This is a genomic window from Microbacterium trichothecenolyticum (genome assembly GCF_041938625.1).
Lineage (GTDB): Bacteria > Actinomycetota > Actinomycetes > Actinomycetales > Microbacteriaceae > Microbacterium > Microbacterium trichothecenolyticum_D.
The window spans coordinates 2,827,774-2,851,507 of the sequence record NZ_CP169427.1; the positions used below are offsets into that span (position 1 = coordinate 2,827,774).

The 23,734-nt window shown below is 72.0% G+C and carries 21 protein-coding genes and 1 tRNA gene; 5 read left to right on the forward strand and 17 right to left on the reverse strand.

What is annotated here, in order from left to right; genetic code table 11:
* Positions 1 to 72: 72 nt before the first annotated feature.
* The 9 genes from ACEYYH_RS13220 to ACEYYH_RS13260 form a co-directional block, all read right to left on the reverse strand.
* Positions 73 to 145: transfer RNA gene (locus ACEYYH_RS13220), tRNA-Leu, on the reverse strand.
* A 76-nt stretch (positions 146 to 221) separates the two neighbouring features.
* Positions 222 to 1,664: an NAD(P)/FAD-dependent oxidoreductase gene (locus tag ACEYYH_RS13225; protein WP_374978222.1), complete on the reverse strand. Its 1,443-nt coding sequence runs from the start codon at positions 1,662 to 1,664 to the stop codon at positions 222 to 224.
* A gap of 34 nt (positions 1,665 to 1,698) precedes the next feature.
* Entirely contained in the window at positions 1,699 to 2,973 is a 1,275-nt protein-coding gene (locus ACEYYH_RS13230) for a S8 family serine peptidase (RefSeq protein WP_374974828.1), read from the reverse strand.
* Entirely contained in the window at positions 2,970 to 3,488 is a 519-nt protein-coding gene (locus tag ACEYYH_RS13235) for a DUF501 domain-containing protein (RefSeq protein WP_374974829.1), read from the reverse strand. The genes ACEYYH_RS13230 and ACEYYH_RS13235 overlap by 4 nt, the downstream gene beginning before the upstream one ends.
* Before the next feature lie 103 nt (positions 3,489 to 3,591).
* Positions 3,592 to 4,080, reverse strand: a complete 489-nt coding sequence (locus tag ACEYYH_RS13240) for a septum formation initiator family protein (protein WP_374974830.1) — start codon at positions 4,078 to 4,080, stop codon at positions 3,592 to 3,594.
* 107 nt (positions 4,081 to 4,187) lie between these two features.
* On the reverse strand, positions 4,188 to 5,468 hold the full coding sequence (eno, locus tag ACEYYH_RS13245; RefSeq protein ID WP_116196577.1) for a phosphopyruvate hydratase: 1,281 nt from the start codon (positions 5,466 to 5,468) through the stop codon (positions 4,188 to 4,190).
* A gap of 96 nt (positions 5,469 to 5,564) precedes the next feature.
* A complete protein-coding gene (locus tag ACEYYH_RS13250) occupies positions 5,565 to 6,251 on the reverse strand; it encodes an O-methyltransferase (protein ID WP_374974831.1) in 687 nt (228 codons plus the stop codon).
* A gap of 32 nt (positions 6,252 to 6,283) precedes the next feature.
* A complete protein-coding gene (locus ACEYYH_RS13255) occupies positions 6,284 to 7,306 on the reverse strand; it encodes a DUF1648 domain-containing protein (RefSeq protein ID WP_374974832.1) in 1,023 nt (340 codons plus the stop codon).
* The gene (locus tag ACEYYH_RS13260) at positions 7,284 to 7,655 is read right to left on the reverse strand and encodes a GntR family transcriptional regulator (RefSeq protein ID WP_116196575.1); all 372 of its coding nucleotides are present in this window, start codon (positions 7,653 to 7,655) and stop codon (positions 7,284 to 7,286) included. Before ACEYYH_RS13260 ends, ACEYYH_RS13255 begins: the two co-directional genes overlap by 23 nt.
* A 99-nt stretch (positions 7,656 to 7,754) precedes the next feature.
* Between ACEYYH_RS13260 and ACEYYH_RS13265 the strand changes: the two genes are divergently transcribed.
* Positions 7,755 to 8,234: a DUF4442 domain-containing protein gene (locus tag ACEYYH_RS13265; protein WP_374974833.1), complete on the forward strand. Its 480-nt coding sequence runs from the start codon at positions 7,755 to 7,757 to the stop codon at positions 8,232 to 8,234.
* A gap of 220 nt (positions 8,235 to 8,454) precedes the next feature.
* On the opposite strand, the gene ACEYYH_RS13270 is transcribed toward ACEYYH_RS13265, so the two are convergent.
* Both ACEYYH_RS13270 and ACEYYH_RS13275 read right to left on the reverse strand, forming a co-directional pair.
* Positions 8,455 to 9,282: an SGNH/GDSL hydrolase family protein gene (locus ACEYYH_RS13270; RefSeq protein ID WP_374974834.1), complete on the reverse strand. Its 828-nt coding sequence runs from the start codon at positions 9,280 to 9,282 to the stop codon at positions 8,455 to 8,457.
* Positions 9,283 to 9,552: 270 nt separating this feature from the next.
* Positions 9,553 to 9,996: a YdeI/OmpD-associated family protein gene (locus ACEYYH_RS13275; RefSeq protein ID WP_374974835.1), complete on the reverse strand. Its 444-nt coding sequence runs from the start codon at positions 9,994 to 9,996 to the stop codon at positions 9,553 to 9,555.
* A 78-nt stretch (positions 9,997 to 10,074) separates the two neighbouring features.
* Between ACEYYH_RS13275 and ACEYYH_RS13280 the strand changes: the two genes are divergently transcribed.
* Positions 10,075 to 11,328 carry an APC family permease gene (locus tag ACEYYH_RS13280; protein WP_374974836.1) on the forward strand — a complete coding sequence of 418 codons (1,254 nt, stop codon included), beginning with the start codon at positions 10,075 to 10,077 and terminating at the stop codon, positions 11,326 to 11,328.
* Between the two features lie 62 nt (positions 11,329 to 11,390).
* Here ACEYYH_RS13280 and hisS read toward each other — a convergent pair whose 3' ends face one another.
* The 3 genes from hisS to nhaA are packed head-to-tail and all read right to left on the reverse strand — an operon-like array spanning position 11,391 to position 14,591.
* Positions 11,391 to 12,662, reverse strand: a complete 1,272-nt coding sequence (hisS, locus tag ACEYYH_RS13285; RefSeq protein WP_374978223.1) for a histidine--tRNA ligase — start codon at positions 12,660 to 12,662, stop codon at positions 11,391 to 11,393.
* 31 nt (positions 12,663 to 12,693) lie between these two features.
* Entirely contained in the window at positions 12,694 to 13,476 is a 783-nt protein-coding gene (locus ACEYYH_RS13290; RefSeq protein WP_374974837.1) for a MazG family protein, read from the reverse strand.
* Positions 13,431 to 14,591, reverse strand: a complete 1,161-nt coding sequence (gene nhaA / locus ACEYYH_RS13295; RefSeq protein WP_374974838.1) for a Na+/H+ antiporter NhaA — start codon at positions 14,589 to 14,591, stop codon at positions 13,431 to 13,433. Before nhaA ends, ACEYYH_RS13290 begins: the two co-directional genes overlap by 46 nt.
* Positions 14,592 to 14,765: 174 nt before the next feature.
* On the opposite strand from nhaA, the gene ACEYYH_RS13300 reads away from it, so the two are divergent.
* Both ACEYYH_RS13300 and ACEYYH_RS13305 read left to right on the forward strand, forming a co-directional pair.
* Positions 14,766 to 17,438: a phosphoenolpyruvate carboxylase gene (locus ACEYYH_RS13300; RefSeq protein ID WP_374974839.1), complete on the forward strand. Its 2,673-nt coding sequence runs from the start codon at positions 14,766 to 14,768 to the stop codon at positions 17,436 to 17,438.
* Between the two features lie 60 nt (positions 17,439 to 17,498).
* The gene (locus ACEYYH_RS13305) at positions 17,499 to 17,669 is read left to right on the forward strand and encodes a hypothetical protein (RefSeq protein ID WP_374974840.1); all 171 of its coding nucleotides are present in this window, start codon (positions 17,499 to 17,501) and stop codon (positions 17,667 to 17,669) included.
* Between the two features lie 66 nt (positions 17,670 to 17,735).
* On the opposite strand, the gene ACEYYH_RS13310 is transcribed toward ACEYYH_RS13305, so the two are convergent.
* Complete coding sequence (locus ACEYYH_RS13310; protein ID WP_374974841.1) at positions 17,736 to 18,335, reverse strand: gamma carbonic anhydrase family protein; 600 nt, start codon at positions 18,333 to 18,335, stop codon at positions 17,736 to 17,738.
* A gap of 165 nt (positions 18,336 to 18,500) precedes the next feature.
* Positions 18,501 to 22,127, reverse strand: coding sequence for a transcription-repair coupling factor (gene mfd, locus ACEYYH_RS13315; RefSeq protein WP_374974842.1), 3,627 nt, complete (start codon positions 22,125 to 22,127; stop codon positions 18,501 to 18,503).
* Positions 22,128 to 22,217: 90 nt separating this feature from the next.
* Here mfd and ACEYYH_RS13320 point away from each other — a divergent pair, with 90 nt between their 5' ends.
* On the forward strand, positions 22,218 to 22,874 hold the full coding sequence (locus tag ACEYYH_RS13320; protein WP_374974843.1) for a hypothetical protein: 657 nt from the start codon (positions 22,218 to 22,220) through the stop codon (positions 22,872 to 22,874).
* Between the two features lie 156 nt (positions 22,875 to 23,030).
* On the opposite strand, the gene pth is transcribed toward ACEYYH_RS13320, so the two are convergent.
* Positions 23,031 to 23,615: an aminoacyl-tRNA hydrolase gene (pth, locus tag ACEYYH_RS13325; RefSeq protein WP_374974844.1), complete on the reverse strand. Its 585-nt coding sequence runs from the start codon at positions 23,613 to 23,615 to the stop codon at positions 23,031 to 23,033.
* Positions 23,616 to 23,734: the final 119 nt, after the last annotated feature.

A 23,734-nucleotide genomic window follows, 5' to 3' on the forward strand; every position in this document is an offset into this window, starting at 1 on the left:
CCCAGCCTAGAACGGCGGGAGCGGTACCGATGACCGGCTGTGGACGGCGATTCGCACCCGACGCTGCGGGAGTACCCCCGGTGGGATTCGAACCCACACTGGAGCGAGTTTAAGTCGCCTGCCTCTGCCGTTGGGCTACGGGGGCGGGTCGCGTGCCGCCGGGAACGCGAATGCCGCAGGCTCATCTTCTCAGACGGGCCTGCGGCATCCGGCGTACGACGTCAGTTCGCGGCGACCTTCTCGGCGTCGGCCGCGGGCTTCGCCGGAGCCTTGCGCGCCGGAGCCTTCTTGGCGGGCGCGACCGCCGGAGCAGCCTTCTCGGCGGGCGCCTCGACCGGCTGCGGCGGCCGCGGGCGCGCGGCGAACTCTTCGAACACGTAACGCGGGTTCTGCACCGTCGACAGGTTCACCATGTCGCGGCCGAGCCAGAAGTTGTTCCACCAGCCCCACAGCACACGCCACTTGCGCTCCCACGACGGCATCGCCAGGCCGTGGTAGCCGCGGTGGGCGAGCCACGCGATCCAGCCCTTGAGGGCGATGTTTCCCGACTGGAACACGCCGACCCAGAGGCCGAGGCCCGCGACCGCACCCAGGTTCTTGTGGATGTACTCGCGCGGCACCTCGCCGCGGAGCACCGCGACCAGGTTCTTCGCGAGGAGCTTCGCCTGACGCACCGCGTGCTGGGCGTTGGGCACGCAGTAGCCGCCCACGCCGCCACCGGTGAGGTCGGGCACGGCCGACACGTCGCCGGCGGCCCAGGCGCCCTCGACGACCTCGTCCTCGGTGCCGACACGAAGGTCGGCGCGGGTGCGGATGCGGCCGCGCTCCTCGACGGGGAGGTCACCGCCGCGCACCACCGTGGGGTTCGCCATGACACCGGCGGTCCAGATGATGAGGTCGCTCGGGATGGTCTCGCCGGTCGACAGCTCGATGTTGCCGCCGACGGCGCCGGTGACCTGCGTGTCGAGGTGCACCGAGGCGCCCCGCTTTGCGAGGTTCTTCAGCACCCACTCGCTCGTCTTCAGCGAGACCTCGGGCATGATGCGGCCCATCGCCTCGATGAGGTGGAAGTGCGTGTCGTCGAACGTGAGCTGCGGGTAGCTCTTGACCAGCGAGGAGGCGAGCGAGCGCAGCTCGGCGAACACCTCGATGCCGGCGAAGCCGCCGCCGACCACGACGACGGTGAGCAGGCGGTCGCGCTCGGGACCCGCGGGCAACGTCGACGCCTTGTCGAAGTTCGACATCAGCTTGTCGCGGATCGCGACGGCTTCTTCGATCGTCTTCAGGCCGATCGCGTTGTCGGCGATGCCGGGGATCGGGAAGGTGCGCGAGACGGCGCCCGCGGTCACCACGATCTGGTCGTAGGCGAGCTCGTACGGCTCGCCCGCGATCGGCGTGATCGTGGCCACCTTGTTCGCGTGGTTGATGCCGGTCACCTTGGCGGCCACGACGTTCGTCTTCTTGAGGTGACGGCGCAGTGCCACGACCGAGTGGCGGGCCTCGATCGAGCCGGCGGCGACCTCGGGGAGGAACGGCTGGTACGTCATGTAGGGCAGCGGGTCGACGATGGTCACGTCCGCCTCGCCCTTGCGCAGATGCTTCTCGAGCTTCCAGGCCGTGTAGAAGCCTGCGTATCCGCCACCGACGATGAGGATCTTGGGCACGGTGTTGGTCACGGTTTGGAGTACTCCTCCTGTGTCAGCGGCTCGGCGCGCGGGACGCCAATCGGATGCGTCGGACAGCAGCGGTGACGCCGAGCGCCACCAGTATAGCCGTCGCCGTGACGAGCAGGAGCGGGAGGGTGCCGTAGATGACCGTGTCCCGATCGGGAAGGAGAGGCGATGCCGCGCGGGTCATCGGCTCGGTGTCCGGCAGCGGCGGAACCTCCACGGGCGCGGCCGGCTCCTCGGGCATCGGCGCGACCGGCGCGCGACGATACAGGCGCACCCAGTCCGCGAGGCTGCCCATCGGGTTCGCGGTGACGCTCGGGATGCTCGACGAGACGGCGGCCGCAGCATCCACCAGTCCATAGCCGTAGAGCAGATCCGGCACGTCCGTCGCGCCCGCCGCGGGGCGGGCGGTCTTGATGATGCGGTTGATGACGTTGTTCGCGTCGAGCTCGGGGTGCGCCGCCCTCACGAGGGCCGCGATGCCGGCGACGATGGGAGCCGCGCCGCTCGTGCCGTCCCACGAGACCAGGGTCGAGTCGGCCGAGACGCCGACGAGCTCCTCACTCGGCGCCGAGACGCCGATGGTGATGCCCTGCGTCGACGCGTCGACGCTGGCCTTGCCGGAGCGGTCGACGCCGCCCACCGTCAGCACGCCCGGGATCGTCGCGGGAGCGCCGACGCGCGTGGTCCCGCTCCCCCGGTTGCCCGCGGCCACCACGATGACCACGTCGTGCTCGAAGGCGTACAGGAAGGCGTCGTCCCAGCTCTCGGGCCAGTCCGGCACGTTCGTCGTGAGCGACATGTTGATGACGTCCGCGCCGTTGTCGACCGACCAGCGGATCGCGTCGGCGATCTGGTCGGAGAACGGGCGCTGCGCAGACGACCCGAATGCGACCGACACCGACAGCAGCTGCGCCTCGGGCGCGACGCCGACCATGCCGGTGCCGGGGCCGGTGCCCCGGCCCGCGGCGAGGGAGGCGACCCAGCTGCCGTGATCCTTGTCGACGGCGCCGACGGGCGTGCGCCCGTCGGACGAGCCGGCCCCCGAGACATCCGTCCCCCCGGCGACCGCGCCGTCGAACTCGACGGGTCCGCGACCGATCCCGGTGTCGATGACCGCGATCTTCACCCCGGCGCCGCGCGTGGTCTCCCACGCTTTCTCGACGCCGTAGTCGGTCAGCCAGTACTCGGCGTCGCGCACCGGATCTCCCGCGGGGGCGGCCTGCGCCGCCGCGGGAGCGGCCGCGACGAGGGTCATCGCGACGGCGGCCGCGGCGACCCCGGCGACGAGGCGCCGGATCATCCGCCCGATCCCGGCTGCGCGCACACGCAGCGCTCCGGCGACCACGACGACATCGCCAGCGCGCGGTCGCCGATCGGGTTGACGCCCGGGCCTGCGGCCAACGCGTGACCGGCGAGCGCGTGCAGGCACTTCACCCGCGTCGGCATGCCGCCGGCGGAGATGCCCGCGATCTCGTCGACCTCGCCGAACTCGGTGCGGTCGCGCAGATAGGCCTCGTGCGCGCGCTGGTAGGCGGCGGCGACCTCCTCGTCGGCGGCGAGCTCATCCTGGAGACCGCGCATCGCGTGGTCGGCTTCGAGCACCGACATCGCCGCCGTCGCGGCGGGGTGCGTGAGGTAGTAGAACGTCGGGAACGGCGTGCCGTCGGGGAGCCTCGGCGACGTCGCGACCACGGTGGGGTTGCCGCACACGCAGCGTGCGGCGATGCCGACGACGCCGCGCGCGGGACGACCGAGCTGTTCGCGGAGCACGGCCAGGTCGGCGTCGCTGACAGGGGGGTACGGCGGGGTCGTCACAGAGGTGCTCCTTGGTCGGGCTCAGATTACCGGCGCCACCTGGGACGCTCCTGGGCCGCGCGCCGGGCGTACGCGCCGCCGTCGTCCCGGCGGCCGGCATCGCTCACGGCGTGGGGGTGGGCGAGGGTTCGGGGTCGGGCACGCCCACGGTCACGGGCGCCACGGTCTGCGCGAGCCCGGCCTCGGTGACCGAGCGCACGAGCTTCGACATCCAGTCCGCGTCGGCGGCCTGGAGCTCGTCGCTCACCGGCTCCTGCTCCTGCGGCGCGAGTTCGGGCGGAAGATCGTCATCGACGAGGTACACGACCTCGCCGGGCTTCACGTAGTACAGCCGTTCACGAGCCTGCGTGGTGATGTAGGCGGGGTCCTGCCAGCGGTCGCGCTGCGACTCGAGCTCGGCGACCTCGTCTTGGCTGAGCTGCACGGCCGCCTCCAGCGCGGCCACCTGCTGGCGCTGGTCGACGTAGGTGCCGATCGTCGGCACGAGCACGAAGGCCGCGAGCACGACCAGGCCCATCATGATCACCATGAAGCCGGAGAGACGGATGCCGCCGAGCCACGCCCGCACGTCGACCGGGCGTCGTGCGCTCACGGGGCGGCGACGGGGCGCACCGGCGCCGGCGCCCGTCCCCGGGGTACGAGAAGGGGGAGCCGTCTTGACCACGACTCCCCCTCTCGTCTCAGAACTTCGTCAGCGCATCAGCCCTTGAAACGGGGGAAGGCTCCGCGGCCCGCGAACACCGCGGCCTCGCCGAGCTCCTCTTCGATGCGCAGAAGCTGATTGTATTTCGCGACGCGCTCGCTGCGGGCGGGCGCGCCGGTCTTGATCTGACCCGCGTTGACGGCCACCGCGAGGTCGGCGATGGTGGTGTCCTCGGTCTCGCCCGAGCGGTGCGACAGCATCGAGCGGTAGCCGTTCTGGGTGGCGAGGGCGATCGCGTCGAGCGTCTCGGACAGCGTGCCGATCTGGTTCACCTTGACCAGCAGCGCGTTGCCGACGCCCAGGTCGATGCCGCGCTGCAGGCGCTCGGGGTTCGTGACGAACAGGTCGTCGCCGACGAGCTGGACCTTCTTGCCGATCTTGTCGGTGAGGTCCTTCCAGGCGTCCCAGTCGTCCTCGGCGAGGGCGTCCTCGATCGTGACGACGGGGTAGTTCGCCACCAGGTCGGCGTAGTAGTCGGTCAGCTGCTCGGCCGACCAGGCCTTGCCCTCGACCGTGTACACGCCGTCCTTGAAGAACTCGGTCGCCGCGACGTCGAGGCCGACGCCGATGTCCTTGCCCGGGGTGAACCCGGCCTTCTCGATCGCCTTGATGAGGAAGTCGAGGCCCTCGCGGTTGCTGGGGAGGTCGGGCGCGAAGCCGCCCTCGTCGCCGAGTCCGGTCGAGAAGCCGGCCGCCTTCAGCTCGCCCTTGAGGACGTGGTAGACCTCGGTGCCCCAGCGCAGCGACTCGGCGTACGTGTCGGCGCCGATCGGGGCGAGGAAGTACTCCTGGAAGTCGATGCCGTTGTCGGCGTGCTCGCCGCCGTTGATGACGTTGAACAGCGGCACGGGCAGGACGTGCGCGTTGGGGCCGCCCAGGTAGCGGAACAGCGGCAGGTCGGCCGAGTCGGCGGCCGCCTTGGCGACCGCGAGCGAGACGCCGAGGATGGCGTTCGCGCCGGTGCGCGACTTGTTCTCGGTGCCGTCGGTGGCGATGAGGATCTCGTCGACGAGACGCTGCTCGCTCGCCTCGACGCCCTCGATCGCGGGGCCCAGCTCGTCGATGACGGCCGCAACCGCCTTCAGCACGCCCTTGCCGCCGTAGCGGCTCTTGTCGCCGTCGCGCAGCTCGTACGCCTCGAAAGCGCCGGTCGACGCGCCGGAGGGGACGGCAGCGCGCTGGACGATCCCGTCGTCGAGCAGCACCTCCACCTCGACGGTCGGGTTTCCGCGCGAGTCGAGGATCTCGCGGGCGCCTACAGCCTCGATCTGTGCCACAGGGGGTCTCCTTGCTTGGTGGAGGGTGGTTCGTCGGAGCGTCGTCGGTCCGCCCACGAGTCTAGTGATGACGGATGCCGCGGCCAGAGGTTTGCGTCATACGACGAGCGCGATCGCGATCCCGTCGTAGCCCTTGGCGTCGAGCGTCTGGATGGCGGTCGCGTCGAACCGCGGGTCGCGGCCGAGCATCTCGAGCCCGCGCTGTACGCCGATGATCTGGGGATTCTCGGTCGCGGGGTTCGCGACCTCGCCGCCACGGACGGTGTTGTCGACCATCACCACCGTTCCCGGGCGGCCGAGTCGGGCGGCCCAGTCGATGTAGATCGTGTTGGACTCTTTGTCGGCGTCGATGAAGACCAGGTCGAACGGCGCCCCGCCGTCCAGGGTGGGCAGCACGTCGGCGGCGCGCCCGACCTTGATCTCGACCTTGTCGCCCACGCCGGCGCGATCGAGGTTCGCGCGCGCGAGGTCGGCGTTGCGCGGCTCGGCTTCGATGGTCACGACGTGGCCGTCATCGGGCACGCCACGAGCGAGCCAGATCGTGGAATAGGCGCCGAGCGTGCCGATCTCGAGGACGCGGCGCGCCCCCGACATCCGCGTGAGCAGGTGGAGGAACTTGCCGTTGACCGGCGCGACCTCGATGGCCGGCAGCCCCGCGTCGTTCTGGTCGGCGACCGCCTGGTCGAGTCCCGGATCGTGTCCGACCAGCAGTTCGGTGAGGTACGCGTCGACTCGCTGCCACTTCTGCGGAGTGGGCCAGGTGTCGCCAGTGGGATCGGCCATGCCCACAGCCAATCCTCGACCGCCACCGGGCGTCAAGACCTGACAGCGGACCGCTCGACGAGCGCCTCGAGAAGCGCCGCCCCGGTGCCGGCGTCGTCGACGGTCACGACGAACCGCTTGCCGCTGCGGCGGAGCACCTCGATGGCCTCGCCCGTGCGCAGCACGACCCCGAAACGGCGCCCGGTGCTGAGACGGAGGCCCCAGCCGCCGAACTCCCCCATCGGGTTCACCTCGACGCGCGCAGCCGAGACCACGTCGGTGAGCGGCACGTGGAACCGCGGGACGCCGAGCACGGAGTCGACGTGCAGACCGGTGTCGTCCACGCGCACGTGGAAGGCGAGCGTCGTCGCCGCGAACACGAGGAGCAGCAGCGCGATCCCGGTGAGGAGCCAGGCCAGGAGCGGCTCCGCGTCGGTCACCCAGCTGGCGACGGCCGCGACGGCCACCGAGAGCACGGCGACGACGATGGCGATCGCTCCCCCGAGGGTCATCGCGGCCGCCCGCACCCACACCGCGCGCTCGCCCGCGGCGAGCGCGAGCGGCGTCGCCGGCGCCCGGGTGTCGTGTGCTGCCTGCTGGTGGGGCTGCAGGTACCACGCACCCACGCCCACCAGCGCGGCGGCCGCGACCGCAGCCGCGAGCGCGACCCAGACGGTGGGCGCGTCGCCCGCGCCATCGAGTCCCGCCTGCATCACGAAGCTCACGGTGAACGCGACCGTCGTCAACGCCGACGTCGCCGCCGCCGTGGCGCCCATGAGACGGTACGTGGCACCCCGCTCTCCGCGGCGCAGCCCCGGCAGGCTGGTCAGCGCGATGAGGAGCGGGATGCCGAGCCCGAACACCGCGGTCATCAGCGGCTGCGTCCACGCGGGGGCGAATCGGTCGGCCTCCCCCGCTGCAGTCCAGTGCACCGCGACGGTCGACGGCACCTGGGGAAGCAGCGCGAGCTGCACGGCGACGCCGACGGCGACGAGCAGGACGGGCAGCCACACCGCGACGAGCACGAAGCGGCGGACGACCCGGTCGGAGCGGTCAGTGGTGGTGGCGTTCGTCATGGGCGGCGATCTCCTTCACGAGAGCGGCGAGTGCGTCGGACGGGAGCCCCGCCGCGCGCGCCCGCGCGACGAGGTCGTGGATGTCGTGATGGAGGGCCTCGAGGGTCGCCGCCTGCGCAGTGATGACCGCGCCCCGCCCGCGGCGGAGCTCGACGAGCCCCTCGTCGCGGAGGTCCTGGTAGGCGTGCAGCACCGTGTGGACGTTGACGCCGAGCGCGGCAGCGATCTCGCGGGCGGCGGGGAGCCTGTCACCCGGCTGCACACGGCCTGCCGCGGCATCCGCTCGCACCGATGCGGCGATCTGCGCGAATAGCGGCGCATCGCTCTCGGGATCGATCCTCACCAACACACATTTATTCTATGACAACTAGAACAACTCTATGGCCGGTTTGTCGAGATCGACCAAGCGAATGCGACCCGCGGGGCCATAGCGGCCATGCTGAGGCCCATGCGCGTGACCCCTCGACGCCTCGCCGTCGGCATGAGCCTGTGGATCCCCAACCTGTTCAGCGGCATCCGCGTGCGGAGGTTCGCCGACGACTGGACGAGTGCCACGGTCGAGCTGCACGTCAACGTCTTCACCCGCAACTACGTGAAGACGGCGTTCGGCGGCTCGATGTCGGCGATGACGGACCCCTACTACTTCATGCTGGTGATGCACCAGCTCGGCCGCGACTACGTCGTGTGGGACACCCGCGGCGAGATCGAGTTCCTGAAGCCCGGTCGCGGCGTGCTCACCGCACACTTCGCGGTCCCACGGGAGAAGGCGGAGGACCTCCGCGAGCGCGCACGCGGAGGCGCGAAGGTGCGCGAGTGGTTCGAGACCGACATCACGGATGCCTCGGGGGACGTCGTCGCGCGCGTGCGCCGCGAGGTCTACGTGCGTGAGAAGAAGCGGGTGACCACGGCTTCGGCGGCCGGCGCGTAGCGGCCCGCCTCACAGGTCCGCGCGGTCGTCCGTGGCCGTGAACCCCGAGCACCGCACGGAAGCCGTTGGCCAGGTGCGCCCGATTCGCGGAGCCGAGCTCGGCCGCGATGTCGCCGAGCGGCGCCTCCGCGTCGTCCTCGCCGGCGGCCGATCATGACGGGCGTGGACGACCTGTCGGACGACGAGAGCGCCGCGCGCGTCGCGGAATGGGGCGCGTCGGTCAGCGCGGGCTGACGGCGTCCTCCCGCGCGGCGGCGAGCTCGGCCACGAGCGCGGGCAGCAGCGCCTCAGCGGTGCGTCGGTAGCCCAGCGCGCTGGGGTGGAACCGGTCGAGGCTGAACATCTCGTCGGGCTGGGTGACGAAGAACGGCCCGACGGCCCGGCCGAGCGACACGGCGCGCGCGCCGGTGCGGGCGGCGGCGCCGGCCTGCGCATCGGCGAGCTGGCGCGACAGGCGAGAGCCGAGTGCGCGCAGCGGCTGCGGCACCGGACGGAGCGCCCCGAGGTCGGGGCAGGTGCCCACCACGACGACGGCGCCGCGCGCCCGCAGCCGCACGATCGCCTCCTCGAGGTGGCCGATCGATGTCGACACCGGCACGCGGTGCGTGATGTCGTTGCCGCCCACCACGATGACGGCGGCGTCGGGGCGATAAGCGGCGGGCAGCGCGTCGACCTGCGCGGCGAGCACCGACGACTCCGAACCGACGATGGCCGCCGTGCGCAGACGCACGGGCCGGCGCTCGGCGCGCGCGAGCCCCTTCGCCAGGCGGCCGCCGAGGGTGTCCTTGCGCCGCTCTGCTCCGAGCCCGGCCGCGATCGAATCGCCCAGCACGACGAGCTCGACCGGCGGACCGTCGAAGCGGCGCGCCCACACGCGGTCGGCGTCGAGTGCCTCCTCGCCGAGCGGCTTGCCGATCCGGCGCCGCGCGACCGCCGCCTGGCGCTTCAGCACGGCTCGACCGCCGAGCAGAACGAGCCCCGCCCCCAGCGCGGTTCCGGCAGCGCCGATGACGACCGAACAGCGCAACGCGCCCCGTGTCGACGACATGGCTCTCATGCCACCTCATCCGTATGAACGGATGAGGTCACCCGGATGACGCGCCGGGTGCGGCGCCGCACGCGCTGAGCTTCTTGGCGACTCGCCATGAACCGGGCTCACAACGGCGACTCCTGGCGAGTCGCCAAGAAGATGCCGCGGCGGCCGCATTGGACGTTTCGGCGAGTCGCCAGGATCTGCCGTCGACACCGCGCACTTCTGGCGAGTCGCCAGAATGCGACGTCGACACGGCGCACTCCTCGCGAGCCGCCGCGTCCGACGTCAGGACGCGCCGGACACCTCGTCCACCGCGGCGGCGACGCGGCGCTCGCGGGTCTCGGGGCGCTTGGCGTCGCTCACGCCGCGAGCCAGCTCCTTGCGGCGGGTGAACGTCAGCGCGTCGAACGCGGCCCGTGAGCCGGCGGCCTCGAGCGCCGCGGCGAGGTCGTCGGGAACCTCCACCTCGCGTTCGGCGGTGTCGAGCTCGATCGTGGCATCGACCTCGTCGCCGATCTCGACGCCGAGCTCGGCACGCACGGCCTTCGAGAAGCCGATGAGGTTGCGCCCGCCCATCACGCCGAGGCGCACCCGCGCGGTGCGCCCACCGATCTTGACCACGACGGCGGCCCTCTTGCCGCCGCCGAGCTCGGCGACCTGCTCGTCGGTGAGTTCGATCGCGGTGGCGGGGCCCATCGGCGCGAGCACGGTGTGGATCTGCAGCGTCATCGCCCCATCCTGGCGGGCGCAGGCGCCGGGCGGAAACCCCGAATCCGCCCGTTCCGCGCCGCAGGCTAGAGTTCGCCCGTGACCTCCCCCGCGCTCCAGCGGCGCCTCGGACTCGGCGACGCCGTCTTCATCGGGCTCGGCTCGATGATCGGCGCGGGCGTCTTCGCGGTGTGGGCACCGGCAGCGGATGCTGCGGGCACGGGCCTGCTCATCGGCCTCGCGATCGCCGCCATCGTGGCGTTCGGCAATGCGACCTCGTCGGCGCAGCTGGCCGCCGCCTACCCCACGTCGGGTGGAACGTACGCCTACGGACGCGCGGAACTCGGCCCCTGGTGGGGGTTCGTCGCAGGCTGGGGCTTCGTCATCGGCAAGATCGCGAGCTGCGCCGCGATGGCCCTCACGTTCGCCGCGTACGCCGCCCCCGCGGGATGGGAACGACCCGTCGCGATCGCGGCCGTCGTCCTGCTGACCGCTGTCAACTGGTTCGGCGTCACCCGCACCGCCGGTGCCGCGCGGGTGATCGTCGTGATCTCGCTCGGCGCGCTCGCCGCAGCTCTCACGGCCGCCTTCTCGGCGGGCTCGGCACCGGACGGGTTCACGTCCGAGACACTGTGGGCGGGCGGCGGCTACGGCATCCTGCAGTCCGCCGGGCTGCTGTTCTTCGCGTTCGCCGGGTACGCGCGCATCGCCACGATGGGCGAGGAGGTGCGCGACCCGCGGCGCGTGATCCCGCGCGCGATCGTGATCGCGTTCGCCGTCGCCCTCGCGGTGTACGCCGTCGTCGCCATCGCGGTGCTGAGCGCGCTCGGCCCCGACACCGTCGCCTCGTCGACCGAGCCCGTCGCCGATGCGGCGGCGCAGTCGGGCTGGGCGTGGATCGACGTGGTCGTGCGCGTCGGCGCCGCGGCGGCCTCGCTCGGTGCGCTGCTCGCGCTGATCGCCGGGGTGAGCCGCACGGCCTTCGCGATGTCGCGCGAGCGCGACCTGCCCCGATTCTTCGACGCCGTGCACCCGCGCTGGCATGTGCCGCACCGCGCCGAGCTCGCGGCGGCCGTCATCGTCGTGCTGCTCGTGGCGCTCGTCGATCTCGGCGGCGCGATCGGCTTCTCGTCGTTCGGCGTGCTGCTGTACTACTTCGTCGCGAACGTCGCCGCCTTCCGCCAGCGCGGCGACGCGCGACGCTACCCGGTCGCGCTGCAGGTGATCGGCGGGATCGGATGCCTCGTCCTGGCCGTGACGCTCCCGTGGCAGTCCGTCGTGGCCGGCGTGATCGTCGTCGCGGTCGGGGTGGCGTACCGGGCCCTGCGCCTGCGCCGCGCCGCCTCGCGCTGATTCCTCGCGTGCCGCCGCCGACTGTCGTCTCACGGCGGCGGCGAGACGACGGTGGGGCGGGATCAGGCGAGAGGCTTGACCTCGAGGGCGTCGGCCGTCGTGCCGGCGGACACCGTCGCGAAGGCGGTGTAGCCGTCGGATGCTGCGCGCTCGAGGAGCGCCTTGAGGTTCTTGGTCCGCTGCTCCAGGCGCACGCGCGAGCCCTGCCGCACGAGCGCGGCCTTGAGCGCGAGGAGGTCGGCCTCGGCGACGTCCCGGTCGTGGACGAGGACGACGGCCGGGGGCGCAGCATCCGTCCGCTCCGCCACCAGGTCGACGATGCGCTCGAAGCCGATCGAGAACCCGACGGCGGGAGCGTCCTGCCCGAGGAAGCGGCCGATCATGCCGTCGTAGCGGCCGCCGCCGCCGAGCGAGTAGTCGACCGAGGGGTGCGCGAGCTCGAAGATCGTGCCGGTGTAGTAGCCCATGCCGCGCACCAGGAACGGGTCGAACACGAGCGGGATGTCGCCCTCGAGCTCGGTCTGCGAGCCACGGGCGGCTGCCACGGCCGCCCCGATGCCGACGAGGTGCGCGACGACCTCGTCGGGGGCGCCCTCGGGCAGCGCCTTGCGGATCTGCCGCTCGCCGTACGGGTTGTACTCGAGGGTCATCGGGCGGCGCAGGAACGCGTCGAACGCGTCGACGGCGGCGCGGGTCGCACCCCGCTCCCGCAGTTCCGCGACGATGCCGTCGGGGCCGATCTTGTCGAGCTTGTCGATCGTGATGAGGACGCCCGGGCGCTCGTCGGTGGTGAAGCCGAAGCTGTCGAGCATCCAGTCGAGCGCTCGCCGATCGTTGATGCGGACGCTCGCGCCCTCGAGCCCGAGGGCGTCGGCGGTGTCGAGCGTCGCGACGACGAGCTCCGCCTCGGCGCGGGCCGACCCATCGCCGATGATGTCGATGTCGCACTGCAGGAACTGGCGGTAGCGGCCCTTCTGCGGACGCTCGGCGCGCCAGACCGGTGCGATCTGGATCGCGCGGAACACCGCCGGCAGCTGGCCGCGGTTGGTCGCATAGAAGCGGGCGAGGGGCACGGTGAGGTCGTACCGCAGCCCCAGATCGGTGAGCCCTGCGGGGTCGTCGGCCGCGGCGCGGATCGCCTCGGCGTCGAGACCGCGCTTGAGCACGTTGTAGGCGAGCTTCTCGTTGTCGCCGCCGATGCCCGCGTGCAGCCGCGAGTACTCCTCCATGACCGGAGTCTCGATCTCGTCGAACCCGTGCGCGCGGTAGCGCTCGCGGATGACGGCGAGCACGCTCTCGCGACGGGCCTTTTCAGCGGGGAGGAAGTCGCGCATGCCGCGCGGCGGATTGACGGATGCCACGCACCTATCCTTCCAGGTCCGCCGGGTTCCCTTCCGCGGCGCGGATGTCGCGCTCGAGCCGGCGCAAGCGCTCGCGCAGCGCGCGCTCCGCGTCCCACCCGTTCGCCCGGGCAGCGGCGACGAGTCCGAGGAGCGCGTCACCGAGCTCGGCCTCCGTCGCGGGTCGGTCCGCGCCAGTCCCGCGAGAGTGCAGCTGGTCGCCGAGAGGTGGGGAACCAACCGCACTTTCGTCCAGGAGCTGGACTCTCGCGGGTTCGAGGCCGACCTGGGTGGCCTTCGACAGGAGCTTCTGGGCGAGGGCGAGGCTCGGCATCCGCTCGCTCACGCCGTCGAGGACCGAGCGGCGCTGGTGCTTCTCGGCCGCCTTCGCGGCGTTCCAGTGGACGAGCACCTCCTCGGGCGTCGTCGCGACCGCGTCCCCGAAGACATGGGGATGCCGCCGCACCATCTTGTCGGTCAGGCCGCGTGCGACGTCATCGATGTCGAAGGGGTCGTCCTCGTCGCGCGACGCGATCTCGGAGTGGAACAGCACCTGCCACAGCAGGTCGCCGAGCTCTTCGCGGAGTTCGTCGCGCGAGCCGTCCTCGACGGCGTCGATCAGCTCGGCGCTCTCCTCCACGAGGTAGGGCACCAGGGCACGGTGGTCGATCTGCTGCGTCCACACGCATCGGTCGCGCACTGCGTGCATGACGTCGGCGGCCTCCCGGAGCGGGTCGGGGGCTCCGGGCGGACTAGCGCCGTTCACGTCGTCACGGATGCTGCCGCCGTCCGGCGTCGATAGTGCCATGCCCGCCACGATACGAGCCCTCCGGCCAGCAGGAGCGAAATCACGGAACCTGCGAGCACACCGAGAGTCGCCTGGTCGCGGAGGGCGGCCGCATCGGAGAACGCGAGCTCGGACAGCAGCAGCGAGACGGTGAACCCGATACCGCCGAGGGCGCCGGCGGCGAGCAGGTCCCCGAACGCGAGCGGCGGCGCACCCCCCTGACGTCCGATGCGCAGCGAGATCCACCCGAGCAACGAGATGCCGACGACCTTGCCGACCGGCAGCGCGACCAGCACGCCCCAGAAGGCGGGCGACAGCTGCGACAGCGGCACCGCCGGGATCGGCACGAGCGCCGCCGAGAAGGCGAAGACCGGGAGCACGATGACGTTCACCCACGGCTCGAGCTCGTGCCGTGCGCGCAGCGCCGGCCGCTGCGCCATCGCGAGCCCGAGCGCGACACCCGCGATCGTCGCGTGCACGCCCGAGAGATAGACCAGCACCCACGTCGTGATCGCCAGCAGCACCAGCACGACGGCGATCGGCACGCGGGCGCGCGTGTCGAGCTGCCGGCTCAGGATGCCGAAGGCCACCACCGCGACCGCGGCCCCGGCGAGCGCCGCGACGTTCACCCCGGTGGTGAAGAGCACCGCGATGAACACGATGCCGACGATGTCGTCGAGGATCGCGAGCGCGAGCAGGAACACCCGGAGTGCGGACGGCAGGCCGCGGCCGAAGACCGCGAGCACGCCGAGCGCGAAGGCGATGTCGGTCGCCGTCGGGATCGGCCAGCCCGCGGTGGCGTCCGATCCCCACGCCGTGACGGCGTAGATGGCGATCGGCACCACGACGCCACCGGCCGCGGCGATCGCGGGCTGCAGGGCCTTGCGCGCCGAGTTGAGCTGACCGGACGTGAGCTCGTACTGCAGCTCCACGGCCACGACGAAGAAGAAGACGGCGAGGAGCCCGTCCTTGATCCAGTGCGAGAGGCTGAGCTCGAACACGCCCGGGATGCCGAGGTACGTGTGCATCGCGTGGTCGACGGCGGGTCCCCACGCCGAGTTGGCGACGAACAGGCCGAGACCGGCCGCGATCAACAGGATGATCGCCGGGAAGCGGGCGGAGCGGAGAAGCGACATCTGGCCTCCGTGAGGGGATCGCGGGTCGACGAGGACGTGCCGACCAGACTTCCCGGCGCTCCAGGGGCCAGTGTAGCGAGCAGATCGCCGGCGCTGCCGAGCGACTCCTTCGCCCGATCGTCACACAACGTCGACCGTCACTTCGGGGAAACACCGCGCCGTTAGCCTGGACAGATGCGTGAACTCACCCACACCGAAGCGATCGATCTCGTCGGGCGGTACGAGGCGGAGCAGGCGATCCCCGAGCAGATGCGCGGCGACGTCCGCATGCTCGGGACGCTCCTCGGTCAGGTGCTCAGGGAGAGCGGATCGCCGGGACTGTACGAGGATGTGGAGCGCCTGCGCACCGCCACGATCCAGGCGTACACCGACGAGACGCCCGAGGCCTTCGCCCGCGCCGCCGCCATCGCCGACTCCTTCACGATCGCCCGCGCCGACGAGGTCGCCCGGGCGTTCACCGCCTACTTCCATCTCGTGAACCTCGCCGAGGAGCACCAGCGCGTGCGCGTCCTGCGCGAGCGCGACGGACGCCCCGACCGCGAGCAGGCGACCGACTCGGTCGCCGCCGCCTTCGTGCGCCTGGCCGCCGAGGTCGGCGACGACACCGCGTTGGAGCGCCTGCAGAGCATGCGGTTCCACCCCGTCTTCACCGCGCACCCGACCGAAGCGCGCCGCCGGGCGGTCTCGACGAGCATCCGCCGTCTCGCCACCCTCCTCGAAGAGCACGACGCGTCGCTGCGCGGCGGCGCCGACGAGCGCCGCGCCGAGCGGCGGATGCTCGAGGAGATCGACACCCTCTGGCGCACCGCGCCGCTGCGGCCCGAGAAGCCGGCTCCGACCGACGAGGTGCGCGCCGTGATGGCCGTGTTCGACGACACGCTCTACACGGCGGTCCCCCACGTGTACCGCCGCGTCGACGACGCCCTGCAGGGCCCCGCCGCCGGCGGCCGCGCCCCCGTCGTGCGCCCGTTCGTGCGCGTCGGCTCGTGGGTCGGCGGCGACCGTGACGGTAACCCCTTCGTGACGGCATCCGTCACCCGCAAGGCCTCCGCGATCGCCAGCGAGCACGTCCTGATCGGCCTGGAGCGCACGACCAGCCGCATCGGGCGCACGATGACGCTCGATGCCTCGACCACGCCGCCGAGCGATGCCCTGCTCGCGCTGTGGCGGCGCCTCAAGGCCGCCGACGAGGACGCCGCCAAGGACATCGCCAAGCGCAGCCCCGACGAGCCGCACCGGCGCATCCTGCTGCTGATCGCGCGCAAGATCGAGGCGACGCGCGCGCGTGACGCCGACCTGGCCTACCGCGACCCCGAGCACCTGATCGCCGATCTGCGCGTCGTGCAGGACTCGCTCGTGCAGGCCGGCGCACCGCGCCAGGCCTACGGCCACCTGCAGCAGCTGCTGTGGCAGGTCGAGACCTACGGCTTCCACCTCACCGAGCTCGAGGTGCGCCAGCACTCGGCCGTGCACGCCAAGGTGCTCGCCGAGCTCGAGTCGGGCGCGCCGCGCAGCGAGCTCGCCGAAGAGGTGCTCGACGTCGTGCGCACGGTCGGGTTCCTGCAGGAGCGCTACGGCCCGCGCGCCGCCGGCCGCTACATCGTGTCGTTCACGCAGTCGGCCGACGACCTTGCGAACGTGCACAAGCTCGCCGCGTACGCGGTCGGGCCCGACGGCACACCCCCGGTGCTCGACGTCATCCCGCTGTTCGAGACGTTCGCCGACCTGCAGGCCGCGCCCCGCATCCTCGCCGAGATCGTCGAGCACCCCGAGTTCGCCGCGCGCCTGGAGGCCACCGGTCGACGTCTCGAGGTCATGCTCGGCTACTCGGACTCCTCGAAGGACGTCGGCCCCGTCGCCGCCAACCTCGCGCTGTACGAGGCACAGGCGAAGATCGCGGCCTGGGCCGAAGAGAACGGCATCGAGCTCACGCTCTTCCACGGCCGCGGCGGCGCGCTCGGCCGCGGTGGCGGGCCCGCGAACTCGGCGATCATGGCGCAGCCGCCGCACTCGGTCGACGGCCGCTTCAAGCTCACCGAGCAGGGCGAGGTCATCTTCGCCCGCTACGGCGACCCCGCCATCGCGATGCGCCACATCGACCAGGTCGCCGCGGCGATCCTGCTCGCCTCGTCGCCCTCGAACGAGGAGCGCAACCGCGCGGCGGCCGACCGGTACGCCGACGTCGCCGCGACCATGGACGCGGCATCCCGCGAACGCTTCTTCTCGCTCGTGAAGGCTCCCGGCTTCGCGCCGTGGTTCGCCCGGGTGACGCCGATGGAGGAGATCGGCCTCCTGGCCCTCGGCTCGCGTCCGGCGCGCCGCGGCCTGTCGGTCGAGTCCCTCGAAGACCTGCGCGCGATCCCGTGGGTGTTCGCGTGGACCCAGGCCCGCATCAACCTCGCGGGCTGGTTCGGCCTGGGCACGGCGCTCGAAGCCGTCGGCGACGAGGCGCTGCTGCAGCAGGCGTACCAGGAGTGGCCGCTCTTCCGTACGCTCATCGACAACGTCGCCATGAGCCTCGCCAAGACCGACGACCGAATCGCCCTGCACTACCTCGAGCTCGGAGACCGCGACGACCTCGCGACGCTCGTGCGCGACGAAATGCACCTCACGCGCGACTGGGTGATCCGCATCACCGGCGGCACCGAGCTGCTCGGCAACAAGCCGGTGCTGCAGCGGGCCGTCAAGATGCGCAGCCCCTATGTCGACGCCCTGTCGCTCCTCCAGCTGCGCGCGTTGCGGGCGCTGCGCGAAGCCCCTGAAGGCGCCCCGGTCGACCCCGATCTTCAGCGCCTGCTGCTGCTGTCGGTGTCGGGCGTCGCCGCCGGTCTGCAGAACACCGGCTGACCCGGACGCCGCCGCGCGTCGCAACCGGGATCGCCGAGAACCCGGCGTACCGTGGCGCCCATGGCACGGAACGTCGTCGCCGAAGTCTGTCCCTGGTGCGGCTCGCTCGATGTGCGGGCGAACGAACCGCGGTGGTTCCGGATCGAGTGGGAGCGTCGGGGCCATCTCGACGACGGCTGGGTCGACCACCTCGAGTTCTGCTGCCGCGATTGCGGCCTCGCCTGGGACTGACGCCGGAGATTGAGGGATGCTGCGGCCCGCAGCATCCGTCCTCCTCGTCGTCCGCGCGGGCGGACGTCAGTCCACCGGGCGGTCGGCGGCGTGGCGCGCGAGGCTGCGTCCGTAGCGCTCGGTGAGCTGCACCATGAGGTCGGGCGTCTCCCGGTCGAGGCCGAAGACGTAACCCGGGAAGTCGAGCTCGCGCTGCGCGGCCCAGATCTCTTCGTGGCGGTCGGGTGGCAGGATCTGCACTGGGTCGCCCACGGCGACCCAGCCGATCGGCACGGTCGACTCTGCGGGGAGCGTCGTGCGCAGGTGCACGACCGCGTTGATGCGCACCTCGCTGCGCGCGCCGATGTGCGCACCGTTGAAGACGCGCGTGCCGGTCGCGAGGAAGACCTCCTCCTCGACGACCGCGCCCGAGATGCTCGCCATCGGGCCGACGAGCACGTGGTCGGCGATGTGCACCGGGTTCGTCGCGGTGGCGCGGATGAGCGCGTTCTCCATCACGATGACGTTCGCGCCGAGGGTGATGGCGCCGCCTTCCGCCGTGATGACGGCGCCGTGGAGGATCTGGCAGTCGGCGCCGATCTCGACGTCCCCGCTGATCACCGCGGTCGCCGCGACGACCGCGTCCGGATGGATCCGGGGCTGTGCCCCGAGGTGCTCGAACCGCATCGTTGGTGCCTTCCGCCGTCGTGGATGGGGCCAGCGTAGCGCCGTCATACGTCCGGGCGACGCCGCCGGCCGTAGGTAGTGTGAAGGAGCGCCGCCCCCGCGCATCGCTCCACCTCTCCTGATCTCAACGATGCAGGAGTGTGGGCGGGGACGCCGGGGGACGCCTCAGGCGCCCGCTGCGGCCTGGGCCGCGGCATCCGGCTTCTTCTCGGGCCACAGCTGGTCGATGAGCTGCGCCACCCACGTGATGAGCTCGTCATCGCCGAGCGGCTCGCCGCCGGCCGATGGCAGCGGCACGACCATCGCCTCTCCCCCGGCGACGAGCTTCGCCTTGGGGTGCAGGCGCTGCAGGCGCACGCGCATCGAGTCCGGCAGGTTCGCCGGGGCGACCCGCAGGTTCGGACCCATCGCGACGACGTCCGCGAGACCGGCCTGGCCGGCGCGGCGCCGCAGGCGGGCGACCGCGAGCAGCCCTTCGACCTCCGACGGCGGCTCGCCGTAGCGGTCGGTGAGCTCCTCGATGACGAGATCGATCGCGTCGTCGTGCGCCGTGACGGATGCCGCGGCCGAGAGCTTCTGGTACGCCTCGAGGCGCAGCCGCTCGCTGTCGATGTACGACTCCGGGATGCGTGCCTGGACGGGCAGCTCGAGCCGGAGCTCGGTAGGCCCCTCGGTCTCTTCGCCGCGGAAGGTCGCGACCGCCTCGCCGATCATGCGGAGGTACAGGTCGAAGCCGACTCCGGCGATGTGGCCGGCCTGCTCGGCGCCGAGGAGATTGCCGGCGCCGCGGATCTCGAGGTCCTTGAGCGCCACCTGCATGCCCGATCCGAGGTCGTTGTTGACGGCGATCGTCTCGAGCCGGTCGGCGGCCGTCTCGCTGAGCGGCTTCATGTCGTCGTAGAGGAAGTACGCATAGGCGCGCTCGCGCGCACGGCCGACGCGCCCGCGCAACTGGTGCAGCTGACTCAGCCCGTACTTGTCGGCACGGTCGATGATGATCGTGTTGGCGTTGGAGATGTCGAGGCCGGTCTCGACGATCGTCGTGCACACGAGCACGTCGAAGCGCCGCTCCCAGAACGCGTCGACGACCTCCTCGAGCGCGTGCTCCCCCATCTGGCCGTGCGCGACGGCGATGCGGGCCTCGGGCACGAGCTCCGAGAGCTCGGCCGCGACGCGCTGGATCGACTGCACGCGGTTGTGCACGAAGAAGATCTGCCCCTCGCGCAGCAGCTCGCGGCGGATCGCCGCGGCGATCTGCTTGTCGTTGCGGGGGCCGACGTAGGACAGGATCGGATGCCTGTCTTCGGGCGGCGTCTGCAGCGTCGACATCTCGCGGATGCCGGTGACGGCCATCTCGAGGGTGCGCGGGATGGGCGTCGCGCTCATCGCCAGGATGTCGACGTTCGTCTTGAGCTTCTTGAGCTGATCCTTGTGCTCGACGCCGAAGCGCTGCTCCTCGTCGATGATCATGAGGCCGAGATCCTTGAAGAGCACCTTCTCGGTGAGGATGCGGTGGGTCCCGATCACCATGTCGACGGTGCCGTCGGCGAGGCCGTCGACGATCTCGCGCGCCTGCTTGTCGGTCTGGAACCGAGAGAGCGCCTTGACCTTGACCGGGAAGCCGGCGAAGCGCTCGGTGAACGTCTCGAGGTGCTGCTTGACCAGCAGCGTCGTCGGCACGAGCATCGCGACCTGCTTGCCGTCCTGGATCGCCTTGAATGCGGCGCGGACAGCCACCTCGGTCTTGCCGAACCCGACGTCGCCGGACAGGAGCCGATCCATCGGGATCGGCTTCTCCATGTCGGCCTTGATCTCGTCGATCGTCTGCAGCTGGTCGGGCGTCTCGGCGAACGGGAACGCCTCCTCGAGCTCGCGCTGCCACGGCGTGTCGGGTCCGAACGCGTGCCCCTTGGCCGCCATCCGCGCGGAGTAGAGCTTGACGAGCTCGACGGCGATGTCGCGCACCGCGCGGCGCGCCTTGCTCTTGGCCTGCGCCCAGTCGCTGCCGCCCATCTTCGACAGGCTGGGCGCCTCGCCGCCGACGTACCGCGACAGCAGGTCGAGCTGGTCGGTGGGCACGAACAGCTTGTCGCCGGGGTAGCCGCGCTTGGACGGCGCGTACTCCAGCACGAGGTACTCGCGCATGCTCTTGACCGCGTTGCGGCCGCCGCTGGAGACCTCGCGCTGCTGCAGCTCGACGAACTTGCCGATGCCGTGCGTCGCGTGCACGACGTAGTCGCCCGCAACGAGCTTGAGCGGGTCGACGACCGCCTTCCGGCGCGACGCGAGCTTCTTGACGACGCGCGTGTCGCCGCCGATCGTGCGGCCGTAGAACTCCGACTCGGTGAGCACCGCGAGCTTGGCGTCGGGCGCCTCGAACCCGCGCTCCAGCCCGCTGAGCACGACGTGCGCGATGCCGGGCTCCGGCGCGTGCATCACCTCGTCGACCTTCCGCGCCGCGATGCCTCGCTCGGCGAGGACGTCGCGCGCGCGTTCCACGAGACCGGCACCGGACGCCGCGACCACGACGCGCCAGCCGTCCGCGAGCAGCTCCCCGACATGCGCGGTCGCGCCCTCGACGTTGCCTTGGAAGGACGGCACCGCAGAACCCGGCACGCGGATCGCGGCAGCGGCCTCGAGCGCGACGTCGATGTCGTCGTCGATGAGGCCCTCGGCCGCGGCATCCGCGTGTCCGGAGTCGAAGGCGCTCAGCGTCCACCAGACGCCGCTGCGGTCACGGGCCGCCTCACGCAGCTGGGGCAGGGTCAGGAAGTCGCCCGCACCCAGGTCGATCGGCGTGCTCGCACCGGCGGTCGCCGCGCTCCATGCGGCGTCGAGGAACTCGCGGTTGGTCTCACCCAGCGTGATCGCGCGCGTCACGGCGCGCTCGGGGTCGACCAGCGCGACCGCCGCCCCTTCGGGCAGGTAGTCGACGAGCGTGACGAGGCCGTCGACGACGGCCGGCAGCAGCGACTCCATGCCCTCCACCGGGATGCCCGCGGACATCTTCTCGAGCATGCCCGCGAGTCCGGGGAATTCGTCCTTGAGCTGGCGGGCGCGGGCGCGCACCGCATCCGTCAGCAGCAGCTCGCGGCTCGGCAGGAGGGTGACCTCGCGCACCTCTCCCGGCAGCGAGCGCTGGTCGGCGACCGAGAACGCGCGCATCTCGTCGACCTCGTCGCCGAAGAACTCGACACGGTACGGGTGCGGCGCGGTGGGCGGGAAGACGTCGAGGATGCCGCCGCGCACAGCGAACTCGCCACGCCGCGACACCATGTCGACGCGGTGGTACGCGAGGTCGACGAGGCGTGTCGACACGTCGCCGAGGTCGTGGCCCCGGCCGCCCACGACGAGCTCGATCGGGTCGACCTCGGTGAGACCCGCGGCCAGGGGCTGGATCGCGCCGCGGACGGACGCCGTGATGACGAGCGGGGCGGCGGCGTCCCAGCGGGCGATGCGGGTGAGGATGTCGAGTCGCGCGCCGACCGTCTCGGCGCTCGGGCTCAGGCGCTCGTGCGGCAGTGTCTCCCACGCCGGGAAGTGCAACACCTCGGCGCCCGGCAGGAGGGCCCCCAGCGCGGGACCGAGCGACTCGGCCCGGCGCCCGGTCGGCGCGACGACCAGCACGATGGGCGGCTTGCCGGCGGCGCGCCGCCGATCGAGCAGAGCGGCGAGGAGCGGAGCGTCGAGTCCTTCGACGAGCGAGAAATCGGCATCGATGGATGCCGCGGCCAGCGCGTCCCGGAAAGGCTCAGCCTGTTCGAGGGCGCGCACGATCCCGGGAACTGTCACCGCACGAGTCTACGACGCAGGACCGACAGCGAGCTTCGCCGCCGACCGTCAGGTCGGGCTCGGGTGGGAACGGGCTCCTAGGATGAGGCTGTGAGCCGGCCCGACGCATCCCCCGCGCCCCAGAACCCGCCCGCCCCACCTGCGGCGTGGGCACCGCCCTCGGCGGCGCCGTTCGGGACACCGACGAGCGAGGGTCCCGCGCCGGGGCATCCGGGCGCCGCGGCGGGCATCCCGCCGGGGTGGTCCGCTCCCCCGGCCGGTGCGTACGCGCCCCCGCCCGGATACGCGCCGCCCGCGGGCTATCCCGTGGTCCCGGCCGCCGTCGGCGGTGCGGCGTATGGTGCGGCTGCACCCGCGAAGCGCAGCGGCGTGCTCGGGATGACAGCCCTCGTCCTCGCGCTCGTGGCGACGGTCGGTGCGAGCCTCGTCGGCGCGATCGCGAGCTTCAACATCGGGCTGGGCGCCGGCCGCGAGATCTCCTCGCGGGCGTTCACCGGGGATTTCGACTGGGGCGTGCTGACACCCGTGCGCGATTGGGTGCTGCTCGGCGAGGTCTCGTTCTGGGTCGGCACCGCGCTCGGCGTATGGGCGCTCATCCAGGGCATCGTGGCGATCGTCACGTCGCGCGGCCGCGGCGCCGGGATCGCCGCCGTCGTCATCGCCGCGCTCGGCCCGATCGCCTTCGGCGCCGTCGTGCAGGGCTTGCTCACCGCGGGCCTCGCCGCCGGGACCGGCATCGGCGGCTGACCCGCGCGGCGGCCGGGTCGCAGCATCCGTCCCTCCCGCTCCTCATTCGAGGACGTGAGCCGGGGTGCGGAGCGGAAACGGCGCGATCGGTCCGCATCTCGGCTCTCGACCTCGGGTGAGGATGCGGGAAGGCCCAGGTTGCCCTCGCGTGAGGCCTCAGACGCGGGGCGCGTGATGCTTCTGCTGGGTGGCGAGCAGACCCTCGGCGACGAGCTGCTCGACCGCGTCCGCGGCGTCGCCGAGGAGGATCGGGAGGTTCTTGCGCTCGGTGGCGCCGAACGGGTCGAGCACCCAGTCCGCCGCGTCCTGGCGACCGGGAGGACGCCCGATGCCCACGCGGACGCGCGGGAACTCCGGGGTGTCGAGGGCCTTCGCGACGTCCCGCACGCCGTTGTGGCCCCCGTGGCCGCCGCCGATCTTGAGCTTGATCGTGTCGAACGGGATGTCGAGCTCGTCGTGCACGACCACGACGTGGTCGGCGTCGATGCCGTAGAACTTCGCAAGCCCGGCGACCGGGCCGCCCGAGACGTTCATGAAGGTGTTGGGCTTGGCGAGGATGAGCTTCGGCCCGCCGGGACGCAGCCACGTCTCGACGACACGAGCGTTCGCCTTGTGCGCCTTGAACGATTCGCTGCGGCGGCCGGCGAGCTCGTCGACGACGAGCTGCCCCACGTTGTGCCGCGTGAGCTCGTAGCGCGGGCCGGGGTTGCCGAGTCCCACGATCAGCCACGTGTCTGCCATGTCATCCATCCTGCCCGAGCCCACACCGCGGCGGCGGCGCAGACCCCCTCGTGAAGCGCAGCGAGGGGGTGCGGAATCCGCACCCCCTCGCCGCACAGCGATCCGATCGCTCGGCGTCC

Coding starts and splice junctions, on each gene's coding strand:
- ACEYYH_RS13275 (WP_374974835.1), bottom strand. CDS start 9,996: ATGACGCTGCAGATCCACACCGTGCTCGCGCCGATGGGCCCCGCCACC.
- pth (WP_374974844.1), bottom strand. CDS start 23,615: ATGGCAGACACGTGGCTGATCGTGGGACTCGGCAACCCCGGCCCGCGC.
- ACEYYH_RS13255 (WP_374974832.1), bottom strand. CDS start 7,306: ATGACGAACGCCACCACCACTGACCGCTCCGACCGGGTCGTCCGCCGC.
- ACEYYH_RS13265 (WP_374974833.1), top strand. CDS start 7,755: ATGCGCGTGACCCCTCGACGCCTCGCCGTCGGCATGAGCCTGTGGATC.
- ACEYYH_RS13270 (WP_374974834.1), bottom strand. CDS start 9,282: ATGTCGTCGACACGGGGCGCGTTGCGCTGTTCGGTCGTCATCGGCGCT.
- ACEYYH_RS13305 (WP_374974840.1), top strand. CDS start 17,499: ATGGCACGGAACGTCGTCGCCGAAGTCTGTCCCTGGTGCGGCTCGCTC.
- ACEYYH_RS13230 (WP_374974828.1), bottom strand. CDS start 2,973: ATGATCCGGCGCCTCGTCGCCGGGGTCGCCGCGGCCGCCGTCGCGATG.
- nhaA (WP_374974838.1), bottom strand. CDS start 14,591: ATGTCGCTTCTCCGCTCCGCCCGCTTCCCGGCGATCATCCTGTTGATC.
- ACEYYH_RS13290 (WP_374974837.1), bottom strand. CDS start 13,476: ATGGCACTATCGACGCCGGACGGCGGCAGCATCCGTGACGACGTGAAC.
- ACEYYH_RS13250 (WP_374974831.1), bottom strand. CDS start 6,251: ATGGCCGATCCCACTGGCGACACCTGGCCCACTCCGCAGAAGTGGCAG.
- hisS (WP_374978223.1), bottom strand. CDS start 12,662: ATGCGCGACTTCCTCCCCGCTGAAAAGGCCCGTCGCGAGAGCGTGCTC.
- ACEYYH_RS13310 (WP_374974841.1), bottom strand. CDS start 18,335: ATGCGGTTCGAGCACCTCGGGGCACAGCCCCGGATCCATCCGGACGCG.
- ACEYYH_RS13300 (WP_374974839.1), top strand. CDS start 14,766: ATGCGTGAACTCACCCACACCGAAGCGATCGATCTCGTCGGGCGGTAC.